The 26924-nt window shown below is 59.1% G+C and carries 24 protein-coding genes; all 24 read left to right on the top strand.

Annotation, left to right across the window (positions count from 1 at the left end; translation table 11 throughout):
- Positions 1–120 precede the first annotated feature (120 nt).
- The 24 genes from AC1MEW_RS29110 to AC1MEW_RS28995 all read left to right on the top strand — a co-directional run bounded on the left by AC1MEW_RS29110 (position 121) and on the right by AC1MEW_RS28995 (position 26888).
- Positions 121–2712 (top strand): beta strand repeat-containing protein, encoded by a 2592-nt coding sequence (locus AC1MEW_RS29110; RefSeq protein WP_323570178.1) that lies wholly within the window; start codon positions 121–123, stop codon positions 2710–2712.
- Between the two features lie 332 nt (positions 2713–3044).
- Positions 3045–3818 carry a glucose-1-phosphate cytidylyltransferase gene (gene rfbF / locus AC1MEW_RS29105; RefSeq protein ID WP_322267745.1) on the top strand — a complete coding sequence of 258 codons (774 nt, stop codon included), beginning with the start codon at positions 3045–3047 and terminating at the stop codon, positions 3816–3818.
- Positions 3800–4882 (top strand): CDP-glucose 4,6-dehydratase, encoded by a 1083-nt coding sequence (gene rfbG / locus AC1MEW_RS29100; RefSeq protein ID WP_201201718.1) that lies wholly within the window; start codon positions 3800–3802, stop codon positions 4880–4882. The genes rfbF and rfbG overlap by 19 nt, the downstream gene beginning before the upstream one ends.
- On the top strand, positions 4879–5439 hold the full coding sequence (locus AC1MEW_RS29095) for a dTDP-4-dehydrorhamnose 3,5-epimerase family protein (protein WP_201201720.1): 561 nt from the start codon (positions 4879–4881) through the stop codon (positions 5437–5439). The genes rfbG and AC1MEW_RS29095 overlap by 4 nt, the downstream gene beginning before the upstream one ends.
- Positions 5436–6662, top strand: coding sequence for a methyltransferase domain-containing protein (locus AC1MEW_RS29090; RefSeq protein WP_480424501.1), 1227 nt, complete (start codon positions 5436–5438; stop codon positions 6660–6662). Before AC1MEW_RS29095 ends, AC1MEW_RS29090 begins: the two co-directional genes overlap by 4 nt.
- Positions 6659–7516 carry an NAD-dependent epimerase/dehydratase family protein gene (locus AC1MEW_RS29085; protein WP_480424499.1) on the top strand — a complete coding sequence of 286 codons (858 nt, stop codon included), beginning with the start codon at positions 6659–6661 and terminating at the stop codon, positions 7514–7516. The genes AC1MEW_RS29090 and AC1MEW_RS29085 overlap by 4 nt, the downstream gene beginning before the upstream one ends.
- A complete protein-coding gene (locus AC1MEW_RS29080) occupies positions 7506–8576 on the top strand; it encodes a class I SAM-dependent methyltransferase (protein ID WP_201201725.1) in 1071 nt (356 codons plus the stop codon). Before AC1MEW_RS29085 ends, AC1MEW_RS29080 begins: the two co-directional genes overlap by 11 nt.
- A 17-nt stretch (positions 8577–8593) precedes the next feature.
- A complete protein-coding gene (locus AC1MEW_RS29075; protein WP_480424498.1) occupies positions 8594–9331 on the top strand; it encodes a cephalosporin hydroxylase family protein in 738 nt (245 codons plus the stop codon).
- 55 nt (positions 9332–9386) lie between these two features.
- Entirely contained in the window at positions 9387–12305 is a 2919-nt protein-coding gene (locus tag AC1MEW_RS29070; RefSeq protein ID WP_480424496.1) for a TIGR00180 family glycosyltransferase, read from the top strand.
- A 30-nt stretch (positions 12306–12335) separates the two neighbouring features.
- Positions 12336–13337 carry a UDP-N-acetylglucosamine 4,6-dehydratase (inverting) gene (pseB, locus tag AC1MEW_RS29065; RefSeq protein WP_201201737.1) on the top strand — a complete coding sequence of 334 codons (1002 nt, stop codon included), beginning with the start codon at positions 12336–12338 and terminating at the stop codon, positions 13335–13337.
- The gene (pseC, locus tag AC1MEW_RS29060; RefSeq protein WP_201201744.1) at positions 13334–14491 is read left to right on the top strand and encodes a UDP-4-amino-4,6-dideoxy-N-acetyl-beta-L-altrosamine transaminase; all 1158 of its coding nucleotides are present in this window, start codon (positions 13334–13336) and stop codon (positions 14489–14491) included. The genes pseB and pseC overlap by 4 nt, the downstream gene beginning before the upstream one ends.
- 206 nt (positions 14492–14697) lie before the next feature.
- Positions 14698–15318, top strand: a complete 621-nt coding sequence (locus AC1MEW_RS29055; protein WP_480424495.1) for a pseudaminic acid biosynthesis-associated methylase — start codon at positions 14698–14700, stop codon at positions 15316–15318.
- Positions 15315–16022: a pseudaminic acid cytidylyltransferase gene (pseF, locus tag AC1MEW_RS29050; RefSeq protein ID WP_201201746.1), complete on the top strand. Its 708-nt coding sequence runs from the start codon at positions 15315–15317 to the stop codon at positions 16020–16022. Before AC1MEW_RS29055 ends, pseF begins: the two co-directional genes overlap by 4 nt.
- Positions 16019–17524 carry a UDP-2,4-diacetamido-2,4,6-trideoxy-beta-L-altropyranose hydrolase gene (gene pseG, locus AC1MEW_RS29045; protein WP_480424493.1) on the top strand — a complete coding sequence of 502 codons (1506 nt, stop codon included), beginning with the start codon at positions 16019–16021 and terminating at the stop codon, positions 17522–17524. Before pseF ends, pseG begins: the two co-directional genes overlap by 4 nt.
- Positions 17517–18569 carry a pseudaminic acid synthase gene (pseI, locus tag AC1MEW_RS29040; protein WP_201201751.1) on the top strand — a complete coding sequence of 351 codons (1053 nt, stop codon included), beginning with the start codon at positions 17517–17519 and terminating at the stop codon, positions 18567–18569. The genes pseG and pseI overlap by 8 nt, the downstream gene beginning before the upstream one ends.
- A gap of 229 nt (positions 18570–18798) precedes the next feature.
- Positions 18799–19725, top strand: a complete 927-nt coding sequence (locus AC1MEW_RS29035) for a ketoacyl-ACP synthase III (RefSeq protein WP_201201753.1) — start codon at positions 18799–18801, stop codon at positions 19723–19725.
- A 94-nt stretch (positions 19726–19819) separates the two neighbouring features.
- Positions 19820–21112 (top strand): motility associated factor glycosyltransferase family protein, encoded by a 1293-nt coding sequence (locus AC1MEW_RS29030; RefSeq protein WP_480424489.1) that lies wholly within the window; start codon positions 19820–19822, stop codon positions 21110–21112.
- Positions 21109–21384 (top strand): hypothetical protein, encoded by a 276-nt coding sequence (locus AC1MEW_RS29025; RefSeq protein WP_480424487.1) that lies wholly within the window; start codon positions 21109–21111, stop codon positions 21382–21384. Before AC1MEW_RS29030 ends, AC1MEW_RS29025 begins: the two co-directional genes overlap by 4 nt.
- A 232-nt stretch (positions 21385–21616) precedes the next feature.
- A complete protein-coding gene (locus AC1MEW_RS29020) occupies positions 21617–22468 on the top strand; it encodes a flagellin domain-containing protein (RefSeq protein WP_322267758.1) in 852 nt (283 codons plus the stop codon).
- A 73-nt stretch (positions 22469–22541) separates the two neighbouring features.
- Positions 22542–22904, top strand: coding sequence for a flagellar protein FlaG (locus AC1MEW_RS29015; protein ID WP_322267760.1), 363 nt, complete (start codon positions 22542–22544; stop codon positions 22902–22904).
- Positions 22905–22986: 82 nt separating this feature from the next.
- A complete protein-coding gene (gene fliD / locus AC1MEW_RS29010; protein ID WP_322267762.1) occupies positions 22987–24411 on the top strand; it encodes a flagellar filament capping protein FliD in 1425 nt (474 codons plus the stop codon).
- A 129-nt stretch (positions 24412–24540) separates the two neighbouring features.
- Positions 24541–24936, top strand: a complete 396-nt coding sequence (gene fliS, locus AC1MEW_RS29005) for a flagellar export chaperone FliS (protein ID WP_480424485.1) — start codon at positions 24541–24543, stop codon at positions 24934–24936.
- Between the two features lie 10 nt (positions 24937–24946).
- Positions 24947–25243: a flagellar protein FliT gene (gene fliT / locus AC1MEW_RS29000; RefSeq protein ID WP_201201764.1), complete on the top strand. Its 297-nt coding sequence runs from the start codon at positions 24947–24949 to the stop codon at positions 25241–25243.
- A 169-nt stretch (positions 25244–25412) separates the two neighbouring features.
- Complete coding sequence (locus AC1MEW_RS28995) at positions 25413–26888, top strand: sigma-54 dependent transcriptional regulator (protein WP_322267764.1); 1476 nt, start codon at positions 25413–25415, stop codon at positions 26886–26888.
- Positions 26889–26924: the final 36 nt, after the last annotated feature.

Here is a 26924-nt window from a genome sequence, read left to right as displayed (position 1 = left end):
TTTTTTGCCTTTTGTTTCATGTGTTCTCGATAGTTTTTCGATGCTGCTAAAGCTTCTGGTTTTGTCGGTCGATAGTTGCCCAAGGATTTTGTTTTTTCACAACAAGGCAAGGAAGAAGACATGGCAGTTATTAACGGAACAAACGGCATGGATACGCTGACGGGTACCCGTGAGGATGACGAAATCAATGGCTTGCGCGGCAATGATGTTTTGATGAGCAGCGCCGGCGCGGACAAGTTCGACGGCGGCGCGGGCTTCGATACGGTGGATTACTCCCTTTCCTCGGCCGCGATAAGCGTTGACCTTCGTAGTGGCGTGAGCAAACCAGGGATTGGTGGCGATGCCGAAGGCGATACGCTGAAAAGCATCGAGAAAGTCATCGGCAGCGAATTCGATGACACCTTTACCACTTCGCTGGCTGGCCGGACCTTTGAAGGCGGATGGGGCAACGACACGTACATCATCAATGCCGTGGGCAGCAAAATCATTGAACAGGACGGTTGGGCGGGCGGCTATGACGACCAGGTTCTTACCAGCCTGAGCCACTACAAGCTGGACGAAAACATCGAACGCCTGAGCTATACCGGGACCGGCAAGTTCACCGGTTACGGCAATGCCAGCGGGAATGTGATCACTGGCGGTGCCGGTAATGATGTGCTGCTGGGCGGCGGCGGTGCCGACCATCTGATCGGCGGCGCAGGTTGGGACACGGCGAGCTACACCGACAGCACTGAGGGCCTGACTTTCGATCTCAAGTACGGTTCCAACACTTCCGGCATCGCGGTCGGCGATACCTATACCGATATCGAAGCGATCCGTGGCTCGAACCACGACGACGTGTTTATGAACGTAGGGGGCTTCAAGTCCCTGGACGGTGCCGATGGTTTTGACACGGTGGATTACTCGATGTCGGAACAGGGCATCACCCTCGATATCCGCAACGGCATGGGCAAGCCTGGCATTGGCGGCGATGCCGAAGGCGTTACGCTGAAAAACATCGAGCACGTCGTTGGCACCATCTGGGATGACGTCTACGTTATCAACACTCGCGGTATCACGATCTCCGAGCTCAACATCCCTGTGGGCAACGACGAGATCCGCACCAGCCTGGCTTCCTACACCCTGGACGCCAACATCGAAGCGCTGACTTACACCGGGAAAGCCTCGTTCACCGGTTACGGCAATGCTGGCAATAACACCATCACCGGTGGCGCCGGCAACGATGTGTTGATCGGTGGCGAGGGTGCGGACCATTTGATCGGTGGTGCCGGCCTGGACACTGCGAGCTATGCCGACAGCACTGAAGGTGTAACCGTTGACCTGATGACCGGCCAGCGGAGCACGGGCGTAGCGCTGGGCGATAGCTACTCCGGTATCGAGCTTATCCGTGGCTCGAACTACGATGACCATTTCTGGGCCAATGACCTGCCGATCGGTTTCGACGGCGGGGACGGCTTCGATACCGTGGACTATTCCTGGTCCAATGGTGCGGTGAACATCGACATCCGCGAAGGTGTCGGTAAGCCGGGCAGTGGTGCTGATGCTGAAGGCGACACGTTGACCAATGTGGAAAAAGTCATCGGTACGTATGGCGCCGACACCTTCAGCAGCAGCGTCGGTGGCGTGACTTTCGAAGGCGGCCAGGGCGATGACGTTTTTAACGTCAGTGCCGAGGGTGTGACAATCATCGAGTTGGACAACGGTGGCAACGATGAGGTGCGTACCAGTCTGTCGGTGGTCACCCTGGACCCGTTCGTCGAGAAGCTGACGTACACCGGCACCGGTGATTTCATCGGTTATGGCAATGACACGTACAACACCATTACCGGCGGTGCCGGCAACGACTTGCTGTTCGGCGGCGATGGCGCGGATGTCTTCATTGGTGGTGATGGCATCGATGTTGTGAGTTATGGCGACAGCAGCGTCGGCGTCACCATCAATCCGTTTGCGTGGGACAGTTCCGGGATCGCCATGGGGGACCAATATCAGGGCATTGAAATCGTGCGGGGCAGTCATTTCAACGACACGCTCACAGGCAATATCGGCGACGACTACTTTGAGGGTGGTCTGGGGGATGACGTGCTTTACGGTAGTTGGGGCGCCGATCACCTCTACGGCGGGTTGGGACCATCGAACGGGCGCACCACTGAGGTCGATACCGGCAGTGTTCCTCAAGCTGACCTGTTGTATGGCGGCGAGGGGGACGACGTTATTGTCACCGCCGTCGATGATCGGGGCAGCTTCGCCTATGGCGAAGGTGGCAATGACACCATCACGGTGGCCAGCGGTACGGCCGATGGCGGTGGAGGCGAAGATGTCTTGACGGGCACGGGCAGTAATTACGTGTTACTGGGCGGTGAGAGCAATGATCAGTTGTTCTTGAACGCCGGTGGTTTCGCCAACGGCGGAGAGGGCGACGACACCTATACCGTCAACACCAGCAATCTGGTAACGATCCGTGATGACGGCCAGGGTATTTTCACCAATGACACACTGATACTGAACAACGTCGCTTCCGCCGCCGACTTGAATCTCATGCGGGTTGGCGATGATCTTTATCTCTACAGTCGCTTTGATAAGCAGGCCGTGGTGCCCGACCACGGGGTGAAACTGCAGGATTGGTACGCAGGCGCCAACACCATCGAAAGTTTCAAGGCTGCCAATGGAGACATCCTGCCGGTTAGCGCGGATGCGTTCAGTATGTTTGGCTAACATCCTCGGCCATTCACCTTCAATGCTTCGTGCTGTTGTAGGTATTTGAGCCGTTACAAGGGGGGAATCCGGTCGTGACTGATCCGGGTTCCCCTTTTTCGTTTTGGCCTGAGTGCCAGGCTGTTTCTTGTCATGGGTTTGCCTTGTACCTGCGCAGTCCTTGGACTCGTGGAGCTGGCGCGTTTCCTGCAAGACCCCTTCATATCGCCATAAAACGAGCACTTGCAGCGTAGCGGGCAGTGCACACAGCGGCGTAGAGCGTTTTATCCAGAAGGCCTGCAAAAGCTTGATACAGCTTGGCTGAGCCCTGTGACGAACAAGAGGGGAAGAGGATGAAGGCAGTTATTTTGGCGGGTGGCCTGGGCACGCGCATCAGTGAAGAGTCGCACCTCAAGCCCAAGCCGATGATCGAGATCGGCGGCAAGCCAATTCTCTGGCACATCATGAAGCAGTACTCCGCGCACGGAATTCATGATTTCGTGATCTGCCTGGGCTACAAGGGCTATGCGATCAAGGACTTCTTCGCCAACTACTTCCTGCACACCTCCGACGTCACCTTCGACATGTGCAACAACCGCATGGACGTTCACCAGAACTACAGCGAGCCGTGGCGCGTCACGTTGATCGACACCGGCGAAGACACCATGACCGGTGGCCGCTTGCGCCGCGCCGCGCGTTATCTGGAGGGCGAACAAGCCTTCTGCTTTACCTATGGCGATGGTGTTTCAGACCTCAACATCGGCGCGCTGGTGGACTTTCACCTGGCCCACGGCAAGCTCGCTACCGTGACTGCGGTGCAACCACCGGGACGCTACGGCGCCCTGGAGCGCGACGGTGACAGCGTCAAAGGCTTCGTTGAGAAACCGCGCGGTGATGGCGGCTGGATCAATGGCGGCTTCTTTGTGCTGTCGCCCAAGGTGCTGCCATACATCGCTGACGACCAGACTTCCTGGGAGTCCGAGCCCTTGGCGGCATTGGCTAGCGAAGAGCAATTGCAGGCCTATCAGCACGACGGCTTCTGGCATCCGATGGACACCCTGCGTGACAAGAATCACCTCGAAGCACTGTGGCTGAGCGGGGAGGCCCCATGGAAACAATGGGACTGAGTCCGGAATTCTGGCGCGGCAAGCGGGTTCTGGTCACCGGGCACACCGGTTTCAAGGGCAGTTGGCTGACGTTGTGGCTGCAAAGCCTGGGCGCTGAAGTCAGCGGGTTCGCGCTTGATCCGTCCACCGAGCCGAGCCTGTTTGAACTGGCGCGGGTGCACGAAGGCATCAACGATCAGCGCGGCGACCTGCGTGACCTGGGCGCCTTGCTTGAAGTCATCGCCGACACCGAGCCGGAGATCGTCCTCCACCTGGCGGCGCAACCGCTGGTGCGTGAAGGTTATCGCGATCCGCTGGGCACCTACTCCAGCAACGTCATGGGCACCCTGAATCTGCTGGAAGCGATCCGTCAGGTTGGCTGCGTCCGTGCCTGTGTGCTGGTGACCACCGACAAGGTCTACGCCAACAAGGAATGGCTGTGGCCGTACCGCGAAGACGAAGCCTTAGGTGGCCACGACCCTTACAGCAGCAGCAAGGCCTGCTGCGAATTGCTGGCGCAGTCTTACGCCGCCTCGTTCTTCCCGGCCGCCAAGCATGACGAACATGGCCTGGCCTTGGCCACGGCCCGCGCCGGCAACGTGCTGGGCGGTGGCGACTTTGCTCCGGAACGTCTGATCCCGGACGTGCTCAAGGCCTGGTCGGCAGACGAGCCAGTGACCCTGCGTTACCCGCAAGCCGTGCGCCCTTGGCAGCACGCGCTGGAGCCGCTGGCCGGCTATCTGCAACTGGCTGCGGGCCTCTACGAACAAGGCCCGGAATACGCCGGGGCATGGAACTTCGGCCCGAGCGAAGCCGACATGTGCAGCGTCGGTGAAGTGGTCGAACTGCTCGCCAGCCGCTGGCCGCAAGCCCGTGGTTTGCGCATCGAGCCGAGCGAGTTGCATGAGGCCGGTCTGTTGCGTCTGGACAGCAGCCGCGCCCGTCAATTGCTCGGCTGGCAGCCGCGCTGGTCGTTGCAGCAATGCCTGACCCAGACCCTCGACTGGCACTTGGCGTGGCAAAACGGCGCCGATATGCGCGCCGTCACCCTCGGTCAATTGAACCTGTACCGAGGCGCGCTGTGAGCGAGTTTTTAGTAACAGCGTTGCCGCTGAACGGCTTGTTCAGCGTGCAGCACAAACGCTTCGAAGACGATCGCGGGCACTTCGCCCGGCTGTTCTGCGAAGGCAGCCTGAGCGCGTTCGGCCAGGCGTTTCATATTCGCCAGATCAACCATTCCTGCACCCGTGCACGCGGCAGTGTGCGCGGTTTGCATTATCAAAACGCCGATGCGCCGGAAGCCAAGTTGATCACTTGCCTGCGCGGTGAAGTCTGGGATGTAGCGGTGGATTTGCGCCCCGACTCCGAGACGTTCCTGCACTGGCACGCCGAACACCTGCGGGCCGGCGACGGGCGCAGCTTGCTGATCCCGGCCGGGTTCGCCCACGGTTTCCAGACCCTCACCGATGACGCCGAGTTGCTCTACCTGCACAGCGCCGATTACGCGCCTGCGCATGAAGGTGGTTTGTCGGTGAACGATCCACGGCTGGCGATTGCCTGGCCGTTGCCTGTCAATAATCTGTCAGCCCGGGACGCCAGCCATCCCTTGCTCGACGAACACTTCGCTGGAGTGCGTCTATGAACTGCCGTGGTTGCGCTACGCCGCTGGCCTTGCCGCTGATCGACCTCGGCACCTCGCCGCCGTCCAACGCTTACGTGCGCGCTGATCAGCTAGAACAAGCCGAGCAGTGGGTGCCGTTGAAAGTGGCGGTGTGTCAGCGGTGCTGGCTGGTGCAGACCGAGGACTACACCAGCGCCGACAGCCTGTTCGACGCCGAGTACGCCTACTTCAGTTCGTTCTCCAGCACCTGGCTGGCCCATGCCGAGCGCTATGTGGCCGAGATGGTCGAGCGCTTCGGCCTGACAGCCGACAGCCGTGTGGTGGAAATCGCCGCCAATGACGGTTACCTGTTGCAGTACGTCGCCGGGCGCGGCATTCCTTGCCTGGGCGTCGAGCCAACCCGCAGCACCGCGCAAGCGGCCCGGGAAAAAGGCCTGGAGATTCGTGAACTGTTCTTCGGTCGCGAGACTGCGTTGCAACTGGTCAGTGACGGCTGGTCCGCCGACCTGATGGCCGCCAATAATGTGCTGGCCCACGTCCCGGACATCAATGATTTCCTCGGCGGTTTTGCGACCCTGCTCAAACCGACAGGCGTGGCGACCTTCGAGTTTCCGCAACTGCTGACGCTGATGGCCGGCCAGCAGTTCGACACGCTGTATCACGAGCACTATTCCTACCTGTCCCTGACCGCTGTGCAGACGTTGTGCGCGCGCAATGGCCTGGAAGTGTTCGATGTCAGTCAGTTGTCGACCCACGGAGGTTCGCTGCGGGTGTTCGTTCAGCGTGCCGATGGCGAGCGTCGCGACATACAGCCAGCCGTTCAGCAACAGTTGCAAGCCGAACTGACCGCAGGCGTGAAAACCCCCGAGTACTACGCGACCCTGGCGTCGGCCGCCGAACGCATCAAGCACGAACTGCTGCGCTTCCTGTTGCAGGCCAAGGCCGACGGCAAACGCGTGGTCGGTTACGGCGCCGCCGCCAAGGGCAACACCTTGCTCAACTACGCCGGGGTCAAGCCAGACCTGTTGGCCTGGGTCGCCGATGCCAACCCACACAAGCAGGGCAAGTATTTGCCGGGCAGCCGCATTCCGATTGTCTCGCCGGCGCAGATCGACCTCGAAAAGCCGGATTACGTGCTGGTCCTGCCGTGGAACCTGTTGCACGAAGTCAGTCAGCAACTGGCTCAGGTTCGCGAGTGGGATGGCCGCTTCGTGATCGCCGTGCCCGAGTTGACCGTCCTGTGAAGGTGCTGGTCACCGGAGCGACCGGGTTTGTCTGCCGGCATCTGGTTGCCGCGTTGCTCGCCCGTGGCTGCGAAGTCCGCGCCGTGGCGCGCAATGCCGAGACCGCTGCGACGTTGCCGTGGATCAATGACGTGGAGTTCATCGCGGCGGATATTCACGCCGCTGACCTGGACATCGCAGCGATGACCGCTGGCGTCGACGCCTTGGCGCATCTGGCGTGGCCCGGTTTGCCGAATTATCAGGCGCTGTTCCATTTCGAGCACAACCTGATGGCCGACTACCGGTTCATCAAGGGTGCGGTCGAGGCGGGCGTGTCGCAGGTGCTGGTCACCGGCACATGCTTCGAATATGGCATGCAAAGCGGTCCGCTCACTGAGCAGACGTCGCCGCAGCCGAGCAATCCATACGGGTTGGCGAAAAATACCCTGCGACTGTTCCTGGAAAATTTGCAGCGGCTTCAGCCGTTCACTCTGCAATGGGCGCGGCTGTTTTACCTGCATGGCGAGGGCCAGAACCCCAACAGTTTGCTGGCGGCGCTGGACCGGGCGATCGATGCCGGAGACGACACGTTCAACATGTCGGCCGGCGAACAGCTGCGCGATTACCTGGCCATCGACACCGCCGCCGGGTACCTGGCAGCGATCCTGCAACAGCGGGATTTCGATGGGCTGGTCAATTGTTCCAGCGGCCAGCCGATATCGGTCAGGACACTGGTGGAACAGCGATTGCGCGAACGCGGCGCTTCCATCGGTTTGAACCTTGGCCATTACCCATATCCGACCCACGAACCGATGGCGTTCTGGGGCGTGGCGGACCGTTTGCAACAGCTGCTGGGAGGCAATCATGAAGCATGAGTTGTATCGGGTCGCTGACCTGCCGGTGCTGCAAAACCGCACCTTCGCCGACCCGGAATCGGCGCGGGCCTCCGCCAGTGCCGACATGGTGCTGGTGCAGGACGAGCAGAGCGGGTTGATCTTCAACCAGGCCTTCGATGCCGACAAGCTCAGCTACGACGCCGATTACCAGAACGAGCAGGCCCATTCCGGTCAGTTCCAGCAGCACCTGAGCGATGTGGAAGGGATCATTGCCCGCCACTTCAAGGGCCAGGAGCTGATCGAAGTCGGCTGTGGCAAAGGTTACTTCCTGGAACTTCTGAAAGGTCTGGGCTATGCCATCACCGGCATCGACCCGGCCTACGAAGGCAGCAATGCCGATGTGATCAAGGCCCCGTTCACTCGCGGCCTGGGCCTGGCGGCGGACGCCATCGTGCTGCGCCATGTGCTGGAGCATATTCAGGACCCGGTGAGCTTTCTCACCGAAATGGCCAACGCCAATCAGGGCGGGCAGATCTACATCGAAGTGCCGTGCTTCGACTGGATTCTGGAACACCGCGCCTGGTTCGACCTGTTCTACGAGCACGTCAATTATTTCCGCCTCGATGACCTGCGCCGGATGTTCGGCACCGTGCATGAGGCCGGTCACCTGTTCGGTGGCCAATACCTGTACATCGTCGCCGACCTGTCGACCTTGCGCCTGAGCCCGGAACAACCGGTACCACGCCTGGAACTGCCACAGAACTTCACCAGCAGCCTTGAACGTGCGGTGCAGATTATTCAGGCGAATCCAGAGCAGGGCTCGGCGATCTGGGGCGCGTCGTCCAAAGGCGTGATCTATTCGCTGTTCCTGCAACGCGCCGGGGTAGCGGTGGATCGCGTGGTAGACATCAACCCGGCCAAGCAGGGGCGTTATCTGCCTCTGAGTGGCGTGCGGGTGTCCTCGCCGCAAGAGGCCATGGATGCGTTGCCCGAAGGCGCCAACCTGTTTGTGATGAACTCCAATTACCTCGAAGAAATCAAGCGGATGACCGGTGGACGCTACGTCTATCACGCCGTCGACAGCGCTTCGTTCCAGTGACTATTGAGACTTTTAACATGACCGACAACACCATCAATAAAGCCTTCGAAGCCGAGTGCCAGGCAGAAATCGCGCGTCAGGGCGATGACCAGAAACTGACCGGTCTGGCCCGGGATTTCTTCAACGAATCGGCCAAGCACAAGTACAGCTACCACTTCTCGTGGATGGGCCGCCCGATCATCCAGTTGCCGCAAGACATGATGGCGATGCAAGAGATCATCTGGCAGGTCAAGCCAGACCTGGTGATCGAATGCGGCATCGCCCACGGCGGCTCGATCATCTACTACGCGTCCCTGCTGGAACTGCAAGGCCACGGCGAAGTACTGGGCATCGACCTGGACATCCGCCCGCACAACCGCGAAGCCATCGAAAGCCACCCGATGAGCAAGCGCATCAAGATGATCGAAGGTTCGAGCATCGATCCGGCGATCGCCTCTCAGGTTCGTGCTGCGGCCGAAGGCAAGAAAGTCATTCTGGTGCTCGATTCCAACCACACCCACGATCACGTACTGGAAGAACTGCGCCTCTACGCACCACTGGTGTCGGTCGACAGCTACTGCGTGGTGATGGACACCGTGGTTGAAGACATGCCGGCCGACTTCTTCCCGGACCGTCCATGGGGCCCAGGCGACAACCCGAAAACCGCCGTGTGGAAGTACCTGGAAGAGAACCAGAACTTCGAAATCGACCAGCAGATGCAAAACAAACTGCTGCTCACCGTTGCACCGGACGGCTACCTGCGTCGCGTTCGTTAATTCGGCACCATCATTAAGCGTTAATCAGGCGTTTCGCCGGTTGTGGGGAGAAGTTATGCAAGGCAAGTCCGTTTCTGAGCACACGTTGCCACTCAATGAGCTGCTGACGGTGGTGTTGATTTCTCACAACCGTCCGGCTTTTTTGCGCAGGGCGATGAAGTTTTACGGTGCCTTGCCTTGCAAAGTCCTGGTGCTCGACTCCGCTACCGAGCACTTCAAGGGCGAAATCCCTGAAGTCGATTACCGGCACGTGCCGCAATTTGCCTACAGTGGCTTCCAGGCGAAGCTGGCCTATGGCGTGGAGCAAGTCACCACGCCTTACATGGTGCTGGCCGCCGACGATGATTTCATCGTGCATGAAGCGCTGATGGAGTCGGTGGACTTCCTCGAAGAAAACCGCGACTACGGCATGTGCCACGGCTATTGCCTGATGTACCTGACCCTCGGCGGCAGCGTCAGCTACTACCGTCGCGACAAGAAGGTCTGCGAGGACTATTCGTCCGAGCGGCCACAGGATCGCGTGGTCGACTACATGCGTCAGTACCTGCCGCCGTTCTATGCGGTGACCCGTACCGCGCTGATGAAATCCTGGTATGCGCTGTTGCCGCCGGGCACCAGTTTCCAGTGGCAGGAAATCGGCCACGTGTATTACATGCTGGCGTGCGCCAAGGCGCGAATCCTGCCGACTGCGTATGTGGTGCGTGAGATCAACTATGGCAACTCCGAACACAACACCGAGGTGTATCACTCGCTGACTTACACCGATGCCAAATCGGTGACCGAGCGTAATGACTTCGCCGAGTTCCTGGCCTCGTTGCCAACCGGTATCCAGGGTCTCGATCCGGCGCAGGGCAAAGCGTTCGTCATGGAAAGTTTCGATGCCATGATCGACAGCTTGCAAACCGGCCGTGCGCTGACGGCAGAGCTCATTTTCCAGTCCATCTGGAACAATGCCCTGAAGGCGCCTGATCGTCGTTTCGGACCACAGCAGTACGTTGAAATGCCATTCTACAATCAGGCATTTTTCGATCAGTTGACGCAATTCGAATTCATGCTTCACGGCATGCCGGCCGGTCGTCTTCAGCTCGAAGTGCTTGAAGGCGTGTGGACTCGCCAGGAACACTTGCTGAGCCCGCGCAACAACGATACGCCGGAAAGTGTGGTCGACCGTTTGTGGCAGGCCTACGACGCCAACGCGTTCAACCGCACGGTGGTCAAGCGTCTGGCGGCGCAACTGGAGGTGCTGGGCGAGGACGAAGAAGCTCAGTCGATGCAGGAGTGGAGCGCACGCCTTGATGCATTGTCGGTCGAGGATCATCACTCGACGTTCGACCGCATGCGCTCGGGTCGCCTGCTCAAATGGCTGGAAAACCGTCAGCCGGACATTGAACAGGCCGAGTCGATTGCCCGGCACCTGGCAGCCAATGACGGTGGCCCGCAGTTCGGCATTCTCTTGCTGGACCTGGATAACAACGTCGACAAATTGCAGATCACCCTCGACAGCTTGCTCGAAGGTCACAGCAAGGCGTTCAAAGTCGTGGTCTTCACCACCGGCGAAGCACCGGCGGCGACCACGGCGCAAAACACCTTGCACTTTGTCCGGGTCACGCCGAGCAATTTTGTCGACAAACTGAACCAGAGTGCCCGTCAGTCGCCGTGCGACTGGCTGTTGCTGGCCGAGGCCGGTGACGAGTTCACCGCCGGCGGCTTGTTGCGTGCCAGTCTGGAACTGTTGTCTGCCGCCGACTGCCGCGCCGTGGCCACCGATGAAATCCAGCGCAACGACCACGGCGCGCTGGTGGATGTATTCCATCCCGGCTTCAACCTTGACCTGCTGCAAAGCCTCCCGGCCTTGATGGCGCGGCACTGGCTGATCCGTCGAGACGTGTTGATCGAGGCCGGTGGTTATCAGCCCGATTTCAGCAAGGCCCTGGAGTTCGACCTGCTGCTGCGCATCATCGAGGAGGGTGGCCTGAATGGCCTGGCCCATCTGGACGAGCCACTGCTGATCACCCAGGCACCGGCGCTGGAAGAAAATGCCCACGAGCGACTGGCGCTGATGCGTCATCTGGGTAACCGTGGCTACAAGGCCAAAATCACCTCGGCAACGCCGGGCACTTATCAGATCGACTACCGCCATACCGAGCGTCCACTGGTCTCGATCATCATCCCGGCCGGTGACGACCTGGCCCTGCTGCAACAGTGTCTGCAAGGCGTATTGCTGCGTACCCGCTACACCCGCTACGAAGTGCTGATCGCGGTTAACCCGAATCAGTCGGCCGAGATCAACGATTGGCTCGGCGTTTACCAGCATGCCAAGGTGCGTGTCCTGCACGCCGACCAGCCGCTGAGCAACGTGGCGTTGTACAACGCCGCCAGTCAGCAAGCGCATGGCGAATACCTGGTGCTGCTGGCCGCGAGCGGCGAAGTGGTCAATCCGAACTGGATCGAGTCGCTGCTCAACCATGCCCAGCGTCCTGAAGTGGGCATCGTTGGCGCCAAGCTGGTTGATCGTGAAGGCAAGGTCACGCAAGCCGGTCTGATTCTGGGGATGAATGGCGGCGTCGGTTCGGCTTTTGTCGGCGATCGCTATGACGCCAGCCACAGCTACCTGCAACGGTTGGTGCTGGAGCAGAACTACTCGGCAGTGTCGAAGGTGTGCCTGATGGTTCGCAAAGAACTGTTCGACGCCCTGGGTGGCCTGGACGACGTGGCATTTGCCGAAGGCTTGAGCGATGTCGATCTTTGCCTCAAGGCAGGGCAAGCCGGTTACCTCACCGTGTGGACGCCGCTGGTCCAGGTCATTCATCCAGGCGTAGTGTCGCAGGCACCACAAGCCCTCGATGCGCTGCGCGAAAAATGGGCCGCTGCCTTCGCTCAGGACCGGGCCTACAACGCTAACCTTGCCTTGACCGGCAAAGGGTTCGCCTTGGGTGAAAGTACCCCGATCAACTGGGCGCAGCTGCTCGCATAAACCTGGCTGACAGGCAAAAGGATTCACGGCATGTTCAACGGTAAATCGATTTTCATCTCCGGCGGCACCGGTTCGTTCGGGCGCAATTTCATCCGTCGTTTGCTGGAGCAGTACCAGCCCAAGCGGGTGGTAGTGTTCTCCCGCGATGAGCTCAAACAGTACGAGATGCAGCAGACGTTCAACGCACCGTGCATGCGCTACTTCCTGGGTGATGTGCGCGATGCCGAGCGTTTGCGCCAGGCCATGCGCGGCATCGATTACGTGGTGCATGCCGCGGCCCTCAAACAAGTGCCGGCCGCCGAATACAACCCGACCGAATGCATTCGGACCAACGTCAACGGCGCGGAAAACATCATCGCTGCCGCCATCGACAATGGCGTCAAGCAAGTCGTCGCGCTGTCCACCGATAAGGCGGCCAGCCCGATTAACTTGTACGGCGCGACCAAGTTGCTGTCGGACAAACTGTTCGTGGCCGCCAACAACATTGCCGGTGAACAACAAACCCGCTTTGCCGTGGTGCGCTACGGCAACGTCGCCGGTTCGCGAGGCTCGGTGGTGCCGTTCTTCAGCAAGTTGATCAACGAAGGCGCGACCGAACTGCCGATCACCGATGAACGCATGACGCGCTTCTGGATCACCCTCGATCACGGTGTGCAGTTCGTGCTCGACAGTTTTGCCCGGATGCACGGCGGTGAAGTGTTCGTACCGAAGATCCCGTCGATTCGCATCGTCGATCTGGCGCTGGGCATGGCCGAGCACTTGCCGCACAAAACGGTCGGGATTCGTCCGGGGGAAAAGCTCCATGAACTGATGGTGCCGCTGGACGATGCGCGCATGACCCTGGAATTCGCCGATCACTACACCATCCAGCCGTCGATCCGCTTTACCAGCGTCGACGTGGATTTTGCCGTGGACAAGTTGGGCGAGCAGGGCAGGCCGGTCAGCGAAGACTTCGAGTACCGCTCCGACACCAACCCGCATTTCCTCTCGGTTGGCCAGATCGCTGATCTACACGCGGAGCTGTCGGCATGATTCCCTATGGTCGGCAGAGCGTCGATCAGGTCGACATCGATGCGGTGGTTGCCGTGTTGCAGTCTGACTGGCTGACTCAGGGGCCGACCATCGAGCGTTTCGAACAGGCCATGGTCGAACGTTGCCAGGCTGATTTCGCAGTGGCGGTGTGTAACGCCACGGCGGCGCTGCACATCGCTTGCCTGGCCGCAGGGCTCGGGCCGGGCGATCGGTTGTGGACCACGCCGAACACCTTTTTGGCCTCGGCCAATTGCGGTCGTTACTGCGGCGCCGAGGTGGACTTCGTCGACATCGATCCGCTGACCTGGAACCTCGATGCCTACGCGCTGAAGGCCAAGCTGGAAGCGGCGGAAGACAACGGCACGCTGCCCAAAGTGTTGGTGGCGGTGGCCTTCGCCGGGCAGAGTTGCGACATGCGCATGCTCGCCGAACTGGCCGAGCGCTACGGTTTCACGATCATTGAAGATGCCTCTCACGCGGTCGGCGCGTCCTATGCCGGCCGGCCGGTGGGCTGCGGTGATTTCGCGGCGATGACGGTGTTTAGCTTTCATCCGGTGAAAATCATCACCAGCGCCGAAGGTGGCATGGTGCTGACCAATCGCCGGGACTTGGCCGAGCGCCTGCAACGCTTGCGCAGCCATGGGATGACCCGCGATCCCGCGCAGATGACCGAACCCAGCCACGGCCCGTGGTATTACCAGCAAGTGGAACTGGGCTTCAATTACCGCATCACCGATTTGCAAGCGGCCCTCGGGCTGTCGCAACTGAACAAGCTCGATGACTTTATCGCACGCCGACGTGAACTGGTGGCCCGCTACGACCGCTTGCTGGCGTACTTGCCGCTGACTTTGCCGAGCGCTCAGCCCGAGGCCGAGTCGGCGTGGCACCTGTATGTGGTGCGCTTGCAGCTTGATCGCATCAGCATCAGCCATCGGCAGGTGTTCGAAGGCTTGCGAGCGGCCGGGATCGGGGTGAATCTGCACTACATTCCGGTGCATTTGCAGCCGTACTATCGTGACCTGGGTTTCGCTGAAGGCGATTTCCCGGAAGCTGAACGTTATTACGCCGAGGCGATCAGCCTGCCGCTGTTTCCGTTGCTCAGCGACGAGCAACAGGACTACGTGGTCGAGCAACTGCGACGGCTGACCGAGTAGCCGCTGCAATCCCTGTGGGCGCGAGCTAATGTGGCGAGGGGGCTTTGCCCCCGTTCGGCTGCGAAGCAGTCGTAAAACCATTACACGCGGTGTTCCTGATACATCGCGTTGGTAGGCTTTGGGGCCGCTACGCGACCCAACGGGGGCAAGCCCCCTCGCCACAGAGCCCGCTCCCACAGGTTCAGTGCTTTAAATGAGAGAGTGCAATGCGTGAACTGAGTGAACAGGAAAAATTCTGGCAGGGCGACTTCGGTAACCAGTACGTCGACCGCAACGTCGGGCAACCGCTGGTAGCGGCCAACCTGGCGTTGTTTGCCAAGGCCTTGACCCGCGCCGGGCGAATCGAAAGCCTGGTGGAGCTGGGCACCAATGCCGGCAACAATTTGCAGGCGCTGCGTCAGCTGTTGCCGCAATGTGAACTGTTCGGCGTGGAGATCAACGAAAGCGCTTGCGCCCAGGCCCAGGGACTGGAGATTGCCCAGATCTGGCACGGCTCGCTGTTCGATTTTCCCCGCGAGCGCACCTTCGACCTGACCCTGAGCAAAGGCGTGCTGATTCATCTGGCGCCGGAGTTGCTGGCGGCCGCGTATGAACAGTTGTATGCGTTGAGCCAGCGTTACATCCTGATCGCCGAGTACTACAACCCGGCGCCGGTCGAGGTGTCGTATCGCGGCAACAGCAGCAAGTTGTTCAAGCGTGATTTTGCCGGTGAAATGCTCGATCGTTATGCTGACCTGCAACTGCTGGATTACGGTTTCGGTTACCACCGTGACCCGCAATTCCCGGTGGACGACATCACCTGGTTCCTGTTGGAAAAACGCCCTTGAACAACGTCGCAATCATCCCGGCCCGCGGTGGCAGCAAACGTATACCGCGCAAGAACCTCAAGCCGTTCGACGGCGTGCCGATGATTGCCCGTTCAATTAAAACCGCCCTTGATTCGGGACTGTTCGCTCAGGTGGTGGTCAGCACCGATGACGAGGAAATCGCCGAGTTGGCTCGGGCTTGCGGTGCGCAAGTGCCATTCATGCGCCCAGCAGCGTTGGCGGATGATTTCACCGGCACGGCGGCGGTGATTGCACATGCCCTGGAAGAACTGCAACGACAGGGCCGCGACTTTGATTTCGCCTGTTGTATCTATGCCACGGCGCCGCTGCTGCAAGCGCGATTTTTGCAAGAGGGTTTGAGCCTGTTGCAGCAGCATCCGGACAGGTCGTTTGCATTCTCGGTGTGTGATTTCGGTTTCCCGGTGCAGCGTGCGTTGATCCTTGATGATCAGGGTGCATTGACCGCTTTGTATCCAGAGTTTCGTCAGACGCGTTCCCAGGATCTGCCGCCGGCTTATCAGGACGCCGGGCAGTTTTACTGGGGCCGTAGCAGTGCCTGGTTGCGTGGCGAGGTGTTGTATTCAAGCCAAAGCCTGCCGGTGATCCTGCCACGTTACCTGGTGCAGGACATCGATACGCTCGAAGACTGGAAACGCGCCGAATATCTTTACGCCGCGTTGAAGGCTGGTGGTGAGTTGCAATGAGAGTGCTGATCCGTGCTGACGCCTCGCCGATCATCGGCAGTGGTCACATCGCTCGCTGCCTGACCCTGGCCAGGGTGTTGCGCCTGCAGGGCGTGCACGTGGCGTTTGCCTGTCGCCGTTTGCCGGGCCATCGGCTCGACAGTCTCGTCGCCGAGGGTTTTGAAACCTTCGCGCTGCCGGAGCGTTACCCCGATGAAGACCCGCAACAGGCCATCGAAGCCATGCTGCCATGGCAGGCAGATATTGCTGCGTTAGGCCAGGCGCTGGAACAGCATCCGGCCTTCGACTGGATCATCGTCGACCACTACGGCCTCGATCATCACTGGCAGACGGCGGCTCGCCGCTGGGCGCCACGGATCGCGGCGGTGGATGATCTGGCGACGCGCACTTACAGCGTCGACTTGCTACTCAATCAGAATCTGTCGGGCACGTCAGCGGCTTACGCTTCGTTGCTTACACCGGATTGCCAGACCTTGCTCGGACCACGCTTCGCCATGTTGCGCGATGAATTCTGCTGCCCAGCGATTGAAATCAAGCCTCAGGCCAAACGTGTGCTGGTGAATTTCGGCGGCTTTGATGCGGCGATGCAAACCCATCACGCGATGTTGGCGCTGGCGGATTTTGATGCGCTGGAAGTCGACTTCGTCGCCGGCGCCGACAACCCTGCCTGGGACAAGATGCAGGCGCTGGCGGTCAATCGTCCGAATTGGCGTTTGCACAGTTTTGTCAGCGACTTTTACCGATTGATGACCGAGGCCGACCTGTTTATCGGCGCCGGTGGCGGTACGAGTTGGGAGCGGGCCGCCATGGGCCTGCCGACGATCTGCATTGCGGTGTCGAATAATCAGCAGGCCAACGGCGAGATCATGGCGACTTCGGGCGCTCATGTGTTCCTCGGGGCGCGTGAGCAGGTCAGCGTCGAGCAGTTGCGCCAGGCCATCGGTTTTGTCGCGGCCAATCAGGGTTTGCGTCAAAGCTTGGCCGAGCGTTCCCGGCAATTGGTCGATGGTCGTGGCGCGCAGCGCGTGGCAGCCGCGTTGGTCGGTGCGGTGTTGCCGTTGCGCGAGGCGACGCTGGACGATGCGCGATTGTTGTTTGATGGGCGCAATGCCGAGGCGGTGCGGCGTTGGTCACTGGATAGTTGCCTGATTGATTGGCCCGCGCATCAGGCCTGGCTGGCCGCCAGCCTGGGCAATCCGCTGCGGTTGCTGCTGATTGCCGACGCGGGCGATGGTCCGGTCGGTGCGCTGCGTTATGACCTTCACGGGTTGAGCGCCGAGGTCTCGATTTATCTGTTCGAAGGCCGTTTCGGCCTGGGCTGGGGCAGGGCGCTGCTGGCTCGTGGCGAAGCCTTTGTGAGCGCCCACTGGCCGCAACTGCAAAGCATCACCGCTCAGGTACTGCCGGCCAACCAGCCGTCGCTGAGTCTTTTTCGCGACGCCGGTTTCACCCAGAGTGCTTGCGCGTTCACCCGCGTTTTAAAGGATCATAGCAATGACTAGCTTCAAGATAGGCGAGCGTTTGATCGGTGCCGATGCGCCACCGTTCATCATTGCAGAAATGAGCGGCAACCATAACCAGTCGCTGGAAGTGGCCCTGCAAATCGTCGAAGCCGCGGCCAAGGCCGGCGCTCACGCCTTGAAGCTGCAAACCTATACCGCCGAGACCATGACCCTGGACCTCGATGAAGGCGCGTTTTTCATCAAGGACCCCAACAGTCTCTGGGCCGGATCTTCGTTGTACGCGTTGTACGAGAAGGCCCACACACCGTGGGAATGGCATGCGCCGATTTTCGCTCGGGCCAAAGAGTTGGGCATGTTGGCGTTCTCCACGCCGTTCGACGACACCGCCGTGGACTTTCTCGAAAGCCTCGACGTACCGGCCTACAAGATCGCCAGTTTTGAAAACACCGACCTGCCGCTGATTCGCCGGGTCGCCGCCACCGGCAAGCCGCTGATCATCTCCACTGGCATGGCCAGCATCGCCGAACTCGACGAAACCGTGCGCGCCGCCCGCGAGGCTGGTTGCAAGGATCTGGTGCTGCTCAAGTGCACCAGCACTTACCCGGCGACGCCGACCAACAGCAATGTGCGGACCATCCCGCATTTGCGCGAATTGTTTGGCTGTGAAGTCGGGCTGTCTGATCACTCCATGGGCGTTGGCGTTTCTGTCGCTGCAGTGGCACTCGGCGCAACGGTAGTGGAAAAACATTTCACCCTCGACCGTGCCGCTGGTGGCGTCGACGCCAGTTTCTCCCTGGAACCGGCAGAACTGGCCAGCCTGGTGATCGAAACCGAGCGCGCCTGGCAGGCGATGGGGCAGGTGCATTACGGCGTTACCGAGGCCGAGCGCAAGTCGCTGGTGTACCGGCGATCGCTTTACGTCACCCAGGACATGGCCGCCGGTGAACCCTTCACCGCTGCCAATCTGCGGGCCATCCGCCCGGGTCTGGGCTTGGCCCCCAAGCACGCTGAAACCCTGCTGGGCCGCCGCGCTCGCCAGGCCATCAAGCGCGGAACAGCGCTGGACTGGTCGTTGGTCGAATAACCCTTGTAGGGCTGATTCGGCAAAATAGCGTGACCTGTGAGTCATAACGCGCATCTTCACTGTATTGTATTGACCGGGAAGATGGCGCCTGACCCTTTATCGGGTCCAGTGATAGCCCTTTACGCTTCCCGCTGTCGCCCGTTGCGGGCGGCTGAAAATCTCTGTTTGTCGGCGCCCCTCGAATCCTTGCGAGCGGTGGTATTGGGCTGTTTATTATTGGGAAGCCGTAATGATTGGCATAAAAAGCATTGCGAGCTACGTTCCTGTAGCCGGCGTGGACAATTACGCACAAGGTGCAAAATTCGAAAAGGATGAAGAATTCATCCTGGGCAAGATCGGTTCGGCCTTCCTGCCGCGCAAAGACGCCGGGCAAGAAACTTCGGACCTGTGTGTCGAAGCAGTCAACGCGCTGTTCGCCAACAACCCGGCTTTGAAACGTGAATCTATCGATGTGCTGATCGTCGTCACCCAGAACGGTGACGAAGAAGGCCTGCCGCACACCGCTGCGATCGTTCAGGACAAACTGGGCCTGCCGACCACCGTGGCAGCGTTCGATATCTCCCTGGGCTGCTCGGGCTACGTCTACGGCATCTACGCGATCAAGGGCTTCATGGAAGCCACAGGCCTGAAGAACGGCTTGTTGGTGACTGCCGACCCGTACTCCAAGATCGTCGATCCGGAAGACCGCAACACCACCATGCTGTTCGGCGACGCCGCCACCGCGACCTGGATGGGCGAAGACGCGCCATGGCAACTGGGCAAGGCCAAGTTCGGCACCGACGGTTCCGGCGCGCCACACTTGAAGGTCACCGATGGCGTGTTCTATATGAACGGTCGTCAGGTCTTCAACTTTGCGCTGCTCAAAGTCCCGGCGCATTTGCATGAGTTGCTCGATGAGTCTGGCCTGAAGGCCGACGATATCGATGCCTTCTGCATCCACCAGGGCAGTGCGGCGATTGTCGATGCGGTGGCCCGTCGGTTCGAAGGCGAGCCGGAGAAGTTCATCAAGGACATGGTCGAAACCGGTAATACCGTGTCGTCGAGTATTCCGCTGCTGTTGGAAAAACACGTGCTGGATTCCAGCTGGAAGCGTGTCGCGTTGAGCGGTTTTGGTGTGGGGCTGTCGTGGGGCTCGGCGATTATCTATCGTCCTTGAACCAGGCTCTTTGATCAGAAGAAGCCCATACAAAAAAAGCGTTCAAGGGTTTACCTTGAACGCTATTTTTTTGCCTGTATGAAAGCGAGGCAGCATGAGCGAATGCTTTGATGACAATGCTCAGGTGATTGAACGTCGCTGGCCGGCGTTGCATACGCGGTTGATGCTGGAAGACAGCACGTCGGTCCAGGCCGAGTTGTCCGAGGGCTTGGGCTCGACGCTGAGCATTGGTGGCATTCAGCTCACCAGTCGGCATGATCGCGTCCACGAAGCCCGGGTGCAGGCCGCCAGTTTGCCGACGGGCAAGGCGCAGTTGCATGTCTACGGCACCGGCCTTGGGGATTTGCCAACGGTCTTGCTGGAGCGTGCCGAGCTTGAGCGGCTGTACGTGCATATCCTCAACGGCGCGCTGTTTGCATTGGTGCTGCAACTGCTTGATCAGCGGCAATGGCTCGACGACCCGCGAGTAGAGTTGCTGTATGCCGGGGATCAAGCGGATATCTACACGCCATTTTTTGCGCTGCCCTCCGAAATGGTGCTGGCGGACGACTTCAACGCGAAGATTCGTGATCGATTGGTCAGCGAAGTCCATTTGAATTTCAACAACCGTGATTTCGACCCACAGTCACCGGCCATTCTGCAGCGTTTACAGGACAGTCTTGAGGTCCTGCTCGCCGATGACGATGTCGCGACGTTATTCGGTAGCTGTGCGGGCCGGGAGATTTATGTCATTGGCACCGGGCCGAGCCTCGAAAGCCATTTCGAACAGTTGGCGGCGGTGCGCAAGCAGGCGCAGCGGCCTCTGTTCATTTGTGTCGACACCGCTTATCGACCGCTGCGTGAGCACGGGATCAAGCCTGATCTGGTGGTGAGCATCGATCAGCGCATCAGCTTCCGGCATTTGCCCTTCGAGGAATCCGACGGTATCCCGCTGGTATACCTGCCCATGAGCGATCCACAGGTGCTGAAGGCCTGGAAGGGCAAGCGCTACGGCGGTTACTCGGCAAGCCCGATCTACGCCTCGTTACGTCGTCAGCACGCCAGGGCGGAGCTGTACGTGGGCGGCAGCGTGATTCATCCCGCGGTGGACCTGGCCGTGAAGATGGGGGCTGAGCGCATTACCTTGTTCGGCGCCGATTTTGCCTTCCCGATGAACAAGACCCATGCCGGCTGGGGTGATGGTGATCTGGGGCCTGGTGTAAATCTGGCGCGGCACTGGGTGCGTGACGGGCATGGCGAGTGGGTCCGGACGCAGCTGAATTTTCGCAGCTACTTGTGTGAGCTGGAGCGTTATATCGCCGGGCATCCCGAGGTGCGTTTCTTTAACAGCAGTCGGGCGGGCGCGATGATCGTTGGTGCGCAGTTCAATCAGGAGTTTGTGCAGTGAGTGCGCTTTTGCAATGCCTCAACGAATGCCGGCAGTGTGCCGGGTTGTTCCGTCTGGGCCGGGACGTAGAAGCCGCGTTGACCATGGTGGATGTGTTCGATGAAGCGCAGCGGCTGTTATTGACGGCGCCTCAAGACGTGCAGCTCAAATGGACACAGGTGCTCACGCACATGCTGGCCTGTCAGGAGCGTCAGGATTGGCTGGGGCTTGCCGACTTTATGGAATACGAGTTGATTGATTTGCTGGAAAACGTTCAGACCGAGGGCGAATAACCGCTCTGGTTGGGGTGTTTGAATGTCGGTCGGTTTTATGGCGTCATTTTTCGGTTAGGGCGGGGCGCTAAGCCCTTGTTTTCTGGGGGATGGCAGGGTGATGGCAATTTTTTTTAAAAAAGCCCTCAAGCAACCTGCTAACCCGACGATAACTATTACGAAGGTTCTCTAGGCCATACCCGGCGGTTGCCAGGGCCGGAAGCCGCAGTACCCAACCAACGAGGAATTCGTCATGGCTTTAACAGTAAACACCAACGTAACGTCTCTGGCTGTTCAGAAAAACCTGAACAATGCTGCTGATGCGCTCTCCACCTCGATGAGCCGTCTGTCTTCCGGCCTGAAAATCAACAGCGCTAAAGACGACGCTGCCGGCCTGCAGATCGCTACTCGTATGAGCAGCCAGATCCGTGGTCAGAACGTTGCGGTTAAAAACGCCAACGACGGTATCTCGATGGCTCAGACCGCTGAAGGCGCACTGCAAGAATCGACCAACATTCTGCAACGTATGCGTGAACTGGCTGTTCAAGCACGTAACGGCACCAACGGCACTGCTGACCAGACCGCAACCAACGCTGAATTCGCTCAGATGTCTGACGAACTGACTCGTATCTCGGCTTCGACCAACCTGAACGGCAAAAACCTGCTGGACGGTTCGGCTGGCACCATGACCCTGCAAGTTGGCGCCAACACTGGTACTGCCAACCACATCGACCTGACCCTGAGCTCCAAGTTCGACGCCGTCAGCCTGTCGGTAGGTAGCGGTACTGTTGTTCTGACCGGTGCTACCAGCGCTGCTGCCGCATCGAACATCGATAACGCGATTACCGCGATCGACGCTGCAATCGCTGCAATCGGTGCAACCCGTGCAAACCTGGGTGCTTCGCAAAACCGTCTGACCAGCACCATCTCCAACCTGCAAAACATCACTGAAAACGTTACTGCTGCTCAAGGTCGCGTACAAGATACCGACTTCGCCGCAGAAACCGCTAACCTGACCAAACAGCAAACTCTGCAACAAGCTTCCACCGCTGTTCTGGCCCAGGCTAACCAGCTGCCATCCGCTGTACTGAAACTGCTTCAGTAATATCGGCTCGGGTTTTGGCGGGGGAGTGCGCTTGCGTGCTCTCTCGCTTTTTACTTTCTAAGAGGTGATGGTCATGGACATGAGCGTTAAGCTGAATTTGTCTTACCCTGCCGCAAAACCGGCGGTCAATGCTACCGATGCGTCGACCGACGTGCCTGGCGTGCAAGATGCCAAGGCGGCCTCTAAGACAAGTGATGCTTCAGATTCGGATAACTCGGATAAGTTGAAGATGGCCGTTCAGGAGATCGAAAAGTTCGTTCAGTCGGTCAAGCGTAATCTGGAGTTTTCCATTGATGAAACGTCTGGCCAGGTCGTCGTCAAAGTCATCGCCAGCGAGTCTGGTGAAGTAGTTAGACAGATTCCGTCGGCAGAAGCCTTGAAGTTGGCTGAAAGCCTTCACAACGCCAGCAACGTTTTGTTCGATGCCAAAGCCTGAGACTGGCATGAAACGTGTTTGTACGATCATTGATCGCTGATAGTGGTCAAAAGACCGGCGACACACAGAAAGGGAGATGCACATGGCAAGTCCAATTTTACCGGGTACGGGTCTGGGTTCCGGCCTCGACATCGGTTCTATCGTCACGGCGCTGGTCAACTCCGATAAGTCGGCCAAGCAGAGCCAGATCACCGATCAGACGACTGTCACAACCGCCAAGATCTCTGCGACGGGTGCAGTGAAGTCGGCTTTGGTGGCTTTCCAGGCGGCCCTGACCACGCTTGGCAGCACGACCACACCGGCTTTTTCGGGCTTTGCAGCGACCTCGGGCACGCCGACATCCCTGACTGTGACTTCAGACAACACTGCGGTTAACGGCAGTTACAATGTCAAGATTGATCATCTTGCCTCTAGCTCGAAAGTAGCTACTGCTGCCTTTTCCGGCGGCACCAGCAGTGCCATTCCGACTGGTACCTTGACCATCAGTCAAAATGGTATTGCCTACCCGGTCACCATTGCATCCGGCGCGACCTTGCAGTCGACCCGTGATGCGATTAACAGCACGCTGCAAGCCAAGGGTATTACCGCCAACATCGTGACCGACGCGAACGGTTCACGGTTAGTCGTGGGTTCGACCACCACAGGTGCAGGCTCTGACATTTCCATGAGCGGTATCGCCGGGCTTGAAGTCAATGGCGCCACCCAGATGGACGGTACGGCGACCGGTGCCGGCTATATCAATGGCTTGGCCCAGGATGCAGCGTATAGCGTTGATGGTCTGAGTATGACCAGCAAAAGCAATACGATCAGCGGCGCAGTCGGTGGTATTAGCATGACCCTGCTGGCTGCAAGTCCAACGGTTCCAATCGTCGTCACGGTGGGCACTAACAGCAGTGGCCTGCAAACCAGTCTTCAGAGTTTTATTGATGCCTACAACAAGGTAATCAGCACGCTGAGCTCCTATACGACGCCAAGCCTGGACAGTGATGGCAATCCCACTGTTTCCAACGCGATGACCGGCGACTCGTTGCCGCGTAACCTGATTCAAGCCATGCGCGATCAACTGACCACCGTTCCCTCCGATGCTGGCGGTAGCCCATTGGCGGTACTGGCACAGTTGGGTATCACGACGGATCAGAAAGCCGGTACCTTGAGTCTCGACACCACCAAATTCAACACCGCGATGACGACTCAGGGGATGAGTGGTCAGGTGCAGGCGCTGTTCAGCGGCACCACAAGCACCAATGGTTTGCTCGCACGCATGAATAGTGCTGTCGATCCTTACGCTCAGACCGGCGGTATTCTGGATCAGCGTACTACCAGTCTGAACGTGAACCAGAAGGACCTGACCAATCAGCAAGCGGATCTGGACCTGCGTGTCACCAACTTGACCGCCTCCCTGACCGCCAAGTACAACGCGATGGACCTGCTGGTCGGCCAGATGAAGGCCACTGCTGCCAACATCACCGGCTTCTTTGCGTCGTTGAATGCTCAGAAGTCCAGCTAGTCATGAGTCGGCGACAAAAACCCGGCTACGCTTTTCGGCGTGCGCCGGGTTTTTGTCTTCTGATCTAAAGTTTTCGGGCTCGCGGGCGATACACTGGTCATACGAGTCATTGTGGCAATGAGGTAAAACATGAATCCAATGTTAGCCCTTCGGCAATATCAGAAGGTAGGCGCCCAGGCGCAGACGTCCGAAGCCAGCCCGCACCGTCTGGTGCAGATGCTGATGGAAGGCGGCCTGGATCGCATCGCCCAGGCCAAAGGCGCCATGGAACGCAACGACATTCCCGGCAAGGGAGCGTCGATCAGCAAGGCTATCGGCATCGTCGGTGGCTTGCGTGAAGGTCTGGATCTGGAAAAGTCCGCCGAAACCGTTGGCGAACTCGACCGTCTGTACTCGTACATGATGAAGCGCCTCGCCGAGGCGAACATCAAGAGCGACCCGCGGATTCTCGATGAAGTCGCTGGTTTGCTGCGCACGGTAAAAGAAGGCTGGGATGCCATCGCCGCGCCAGGTCCGCAGTTTTAAGGAGATCACCATGAGTCTTGTATTGCAGCGAATCGAACAAACCCGTGAAGCGCTGGTCGGTGCCCTGGCCGAGCGCAACTGGGAGGTGATCGGTCAATTGGATCTGGATTGCCGTTCCTGCATGGAAGACGTCTTGAGTGAGGCTTCGCTGGACGAGGTGGCGTTGCGCGATAATCTTGAGGAGCTGCTGCATGTTTACAAGCAGCTGCTTGAGGTGGCGATGGGGGAGAGGCAGGCGATAGTCGACGAGATGTCTCAGATCCAGCAAGCACGAAGTGCCGCAAAGGTTTACCATCTGTTTGGTTAATCCCCGGTTAATCCAAACATAGTGCGCCATAAATTTGACTGTGCACGGTTTTTTGACTTAACTAGTGGCTGGTTCCAGATTTCAGGCGTCTACAGGCATAACGTGCCTGCAAGCGTCTAGCTTGCCCCTTCATTTCGGGCATTGAGTTGACTAGGGAAGTTGCTATTGCATGTGGCGTGAAACCAAAATTCTGCTGATTGATGACGATAGCGTCCGTCGCCGCGATTTAGCGGTGATTTTAAATTTTCTCGGTGAAGAAAATTTACCCTGCGGTAGCCATGACTGGCAGCAGGCGGTCGGCTCGTTGTCATCAAGTCGTGAAGTCATTTGTGTGCTGATCGGGACGGTTAGTGCTCCTGGTGCACTTCTGGGCTTGTTAAAGACACTCTCGACCTGGGATGAGTTCCTTCCGGTTTTGTTAATGGGCGATAATTCTTCCGTTGACCTGCCGGATGACCAGCGTCGCCGGGTGCTTTCGACCCTCGAAATGCCGCCCAGCTACAGCAAGTTGCTCGACTCCCTGCACCGTGCCCAGGTCTATCGCGAGATGTATGACCAGGCCCGCGAGCGCGGTCGTCATCGTGAACCCAATCTGTTTCGCAGCCTTGTCGGCACCAGCCGGGCGATTCAACACGTCCGTCAGATGATGCAGCAAGTGGCCGACACCGATGCCAGCGTGCTGATCCTCGGCGAGTCCGGCACCGGCAAGGAAGTGGTCGCGCGCAACCTGCACTACCATTCCAAGCGTCGTGATGCGCCGTTCGTTCCAGTCAACTGCGGGGCGATCCCGGCCGAGTTGCTGGAAAGCGAACTGTTCGGCCATGAGAAGGGCGCGTTCACCGGGGCGATCACCAGTCGCGCCGGGCGTTTCGAACTGGCCAACGGCGGCACGCTGTTCCTCGACGAAATCGGCGACATGCCGTTGCCGATGCAGGTCAAGCTGCTGCGCGTCCTGCAGGAGCGCACCTTCGAGCGCGTGGGCAGCAACAAGACCCAGAGCGTCGATGTGCGGATCATCGCAGCGACCCACAAGAATCTCGAAAGCATGATCGAGATCGGCACCTTCCGCGAAGACTTGTACTATCGCCTGAACGTGTTCCCGATCGAGATGGCGCCACTGCGCGAGCGCGTTGAAGACATTCCGTTGCTGATGAACGAGTTGATCTCGCGCATGGAGCACGAGAAGCGCGGTTCGATCCGATTCAATTCGGCGGCGATCATGTCCCTGTGCCGTCACGGCTGGCCGGGCAACGTTCGTGAGCTGGCCAATCTGGTGGAGCGCATGGCGATCATGCATCCGTACGGGGTGATCGGTGTGGTCGAGTTGCCGAAGAAATTCCGCTATGTCGATGACGAAGACGAACAACTGGTCGACAGCCTGCGCAGCGATCTTGAAGAGCGGGTGGCCATCAACGGTCATACCCCGGACTTCAGCGCCAATGCGCTGCTGCCACCGGAAGGCCTGGACCTGAAGGACTACCTCGGTGGTCTGGAGCAAGGGCTGATTCAGCAGGCGCTGGATGATGCCAATGGCATCGTGGCGCGTGCCGCCGAACGTCTGCGCATTCGTCGTACCACCCTGGTGGAGAAGATGCGCAAGTACGGTATGAGTCGTCGTGAGGGTGATGAACAGGCGGATGATTGACGCCTGTTTTTCAAGTCCTTCATTTGTAGGCGGTTT

This window comes from Pseudomonas sp. ASL4 (assembly GCF_056680395.1).
This window is presented reverse-complemented; position numbering and strand designations above follow the sequence as displayed.

Bases quoted from the DNA above. Each gene is read 5' to 3' on its own strand.
- AC1MEW_RS29110 (WP_323570178.1), top strand. From the start codon at position 121: ATGGCAGTTATTAACGGAACAAACGGCATGGATACGCTGACGGGTACC.
- rfbF (WP_322267745.1), top strand. From the start codon at position 3,045: ATGAAGGCAGTTATTTTGGCGGGTGGCCTGGGCACGCGCATCAGTGAA.
- rfbG (WP_201201718.1), top strand. From the start codon at position 3,800: ATGGAAACAATGGGACTGAGTCCGGAATTCTGGCGCGGCAAGCGGGTT.
- AC1MEW_RS29090 (WP_480424501.1), top strand. From the start codon at position 5,436: ATGAACTGCCGTGGTTGCGCTACGCCGCTGGCCTTGCCGCTGATCGAC.
- AC1MEW_RS29080 (WP_201201725.1), top strand. From the start codon at position 7,506: ATGAAGCATGAGTTGTATCGGGTCGCTGACCTGCCGGTGCTGCAAAAC.
- AC1MEW_RS29075 (WP_480424498.1), top strand. From the start codon at position 8,594: ATGACCGACAACACCATCAATAAAGCCTTCGAAGCCGAGTGCCAGGCA.
- AC1MEW_RS29070 (WP_480424496.1), top strand. From the start codon at position 9,387: ATGCAAGGCAAGTCCGTTTCTGAGCACACGTTGCCACTCAATGAGCTG.
- pseB (WP_201201737.1), top strand. From the start codon at position 12,336: ATGTTCAACGGTAAATCGATTTTCATCTCCGGCGGCACCGGTTCGTTC.
- pseC (WP_201201744.1), top strand. From the start codon at position 13,334: ATGATTCCCTATGGTCGGCAGAGCGTCGATCAGGTCGACATCGATGCG.
- AC1MEW_RS29055 (WP_480424495.1), top strand. From the start codon at position 14,698: ATGCGTGAACTGAGTGAACAGGAAAAATTCTGGCAGGGCGACTTCGGT.
- pseG (WP_480424493.1), top strand. From the start codon at position 16,019: ATGAGAGTGCTGATCCGTGCTGACGCCTCGCCGATCATCGGCAGTGGT.
- pseI (WP_201201751.1), top strand. From the start codon at position 17,517: ATGACTAGCTTCAAGATAGGCGAGCGTTTGATCGGTGCCGATGCGCCA.
- AC1MEW_RS29035 (WP_201201753.1), top strand. From the start codon at position 18,799: ATGATTGGCATAAAAAGCATTGCGAGCTACGTTCCTGTAGCCGGCGTG.
- AC1MEW_RS29030 (WP_480424489.1), top strand. From the start codon at position 19,820: ATGAGCGAATGCTTTGATGACAATGCTCAGGTGATTGAACGTCGCTGG.
- AC1MEW_RS29020 (WP_322267758.1), top strand. From the start codon at position 21,617: ATGGCTTTAACAGTAAACACCAACGTAACGTCTCTGGCTGTTCAGAAA.
- AC1MEW_RS29015 (WP_322267760.1), top strand. From the start codon at position 22,542: ATGGACATGAGCGTTAAGCTGAATTTGTCTTACCCTGCCGCAAAACCG.
- fliD (WP_322267762.1), top strand. From the start codon at position 22,987: ATGGCAAGTCCAATTTTACCGGGTACGGGTCTGGGTTCCGGCCTCGAC.
- fliS (WP_480424485.1), top strand. From the start codon at position 24,541: ATGAATCCAATGTTAGCCCTTCGGCAATATCAGAAGGTAGGCGCCCAG.
- fliT (WP_201201764.1), top strand. From the start codon at position 24,947: ATGAGTCTTGTATTGCAGCGAATCGAACAAACCCGTGAAGCGCTGGTC.
- AC1MEW_RS28995 (WP_322267764.1), top strand. From the start codon at position 25,413: ATGTGGCGTGAAACCAAAATTCTGCTGATTGATGACGATAGCGTCCGT.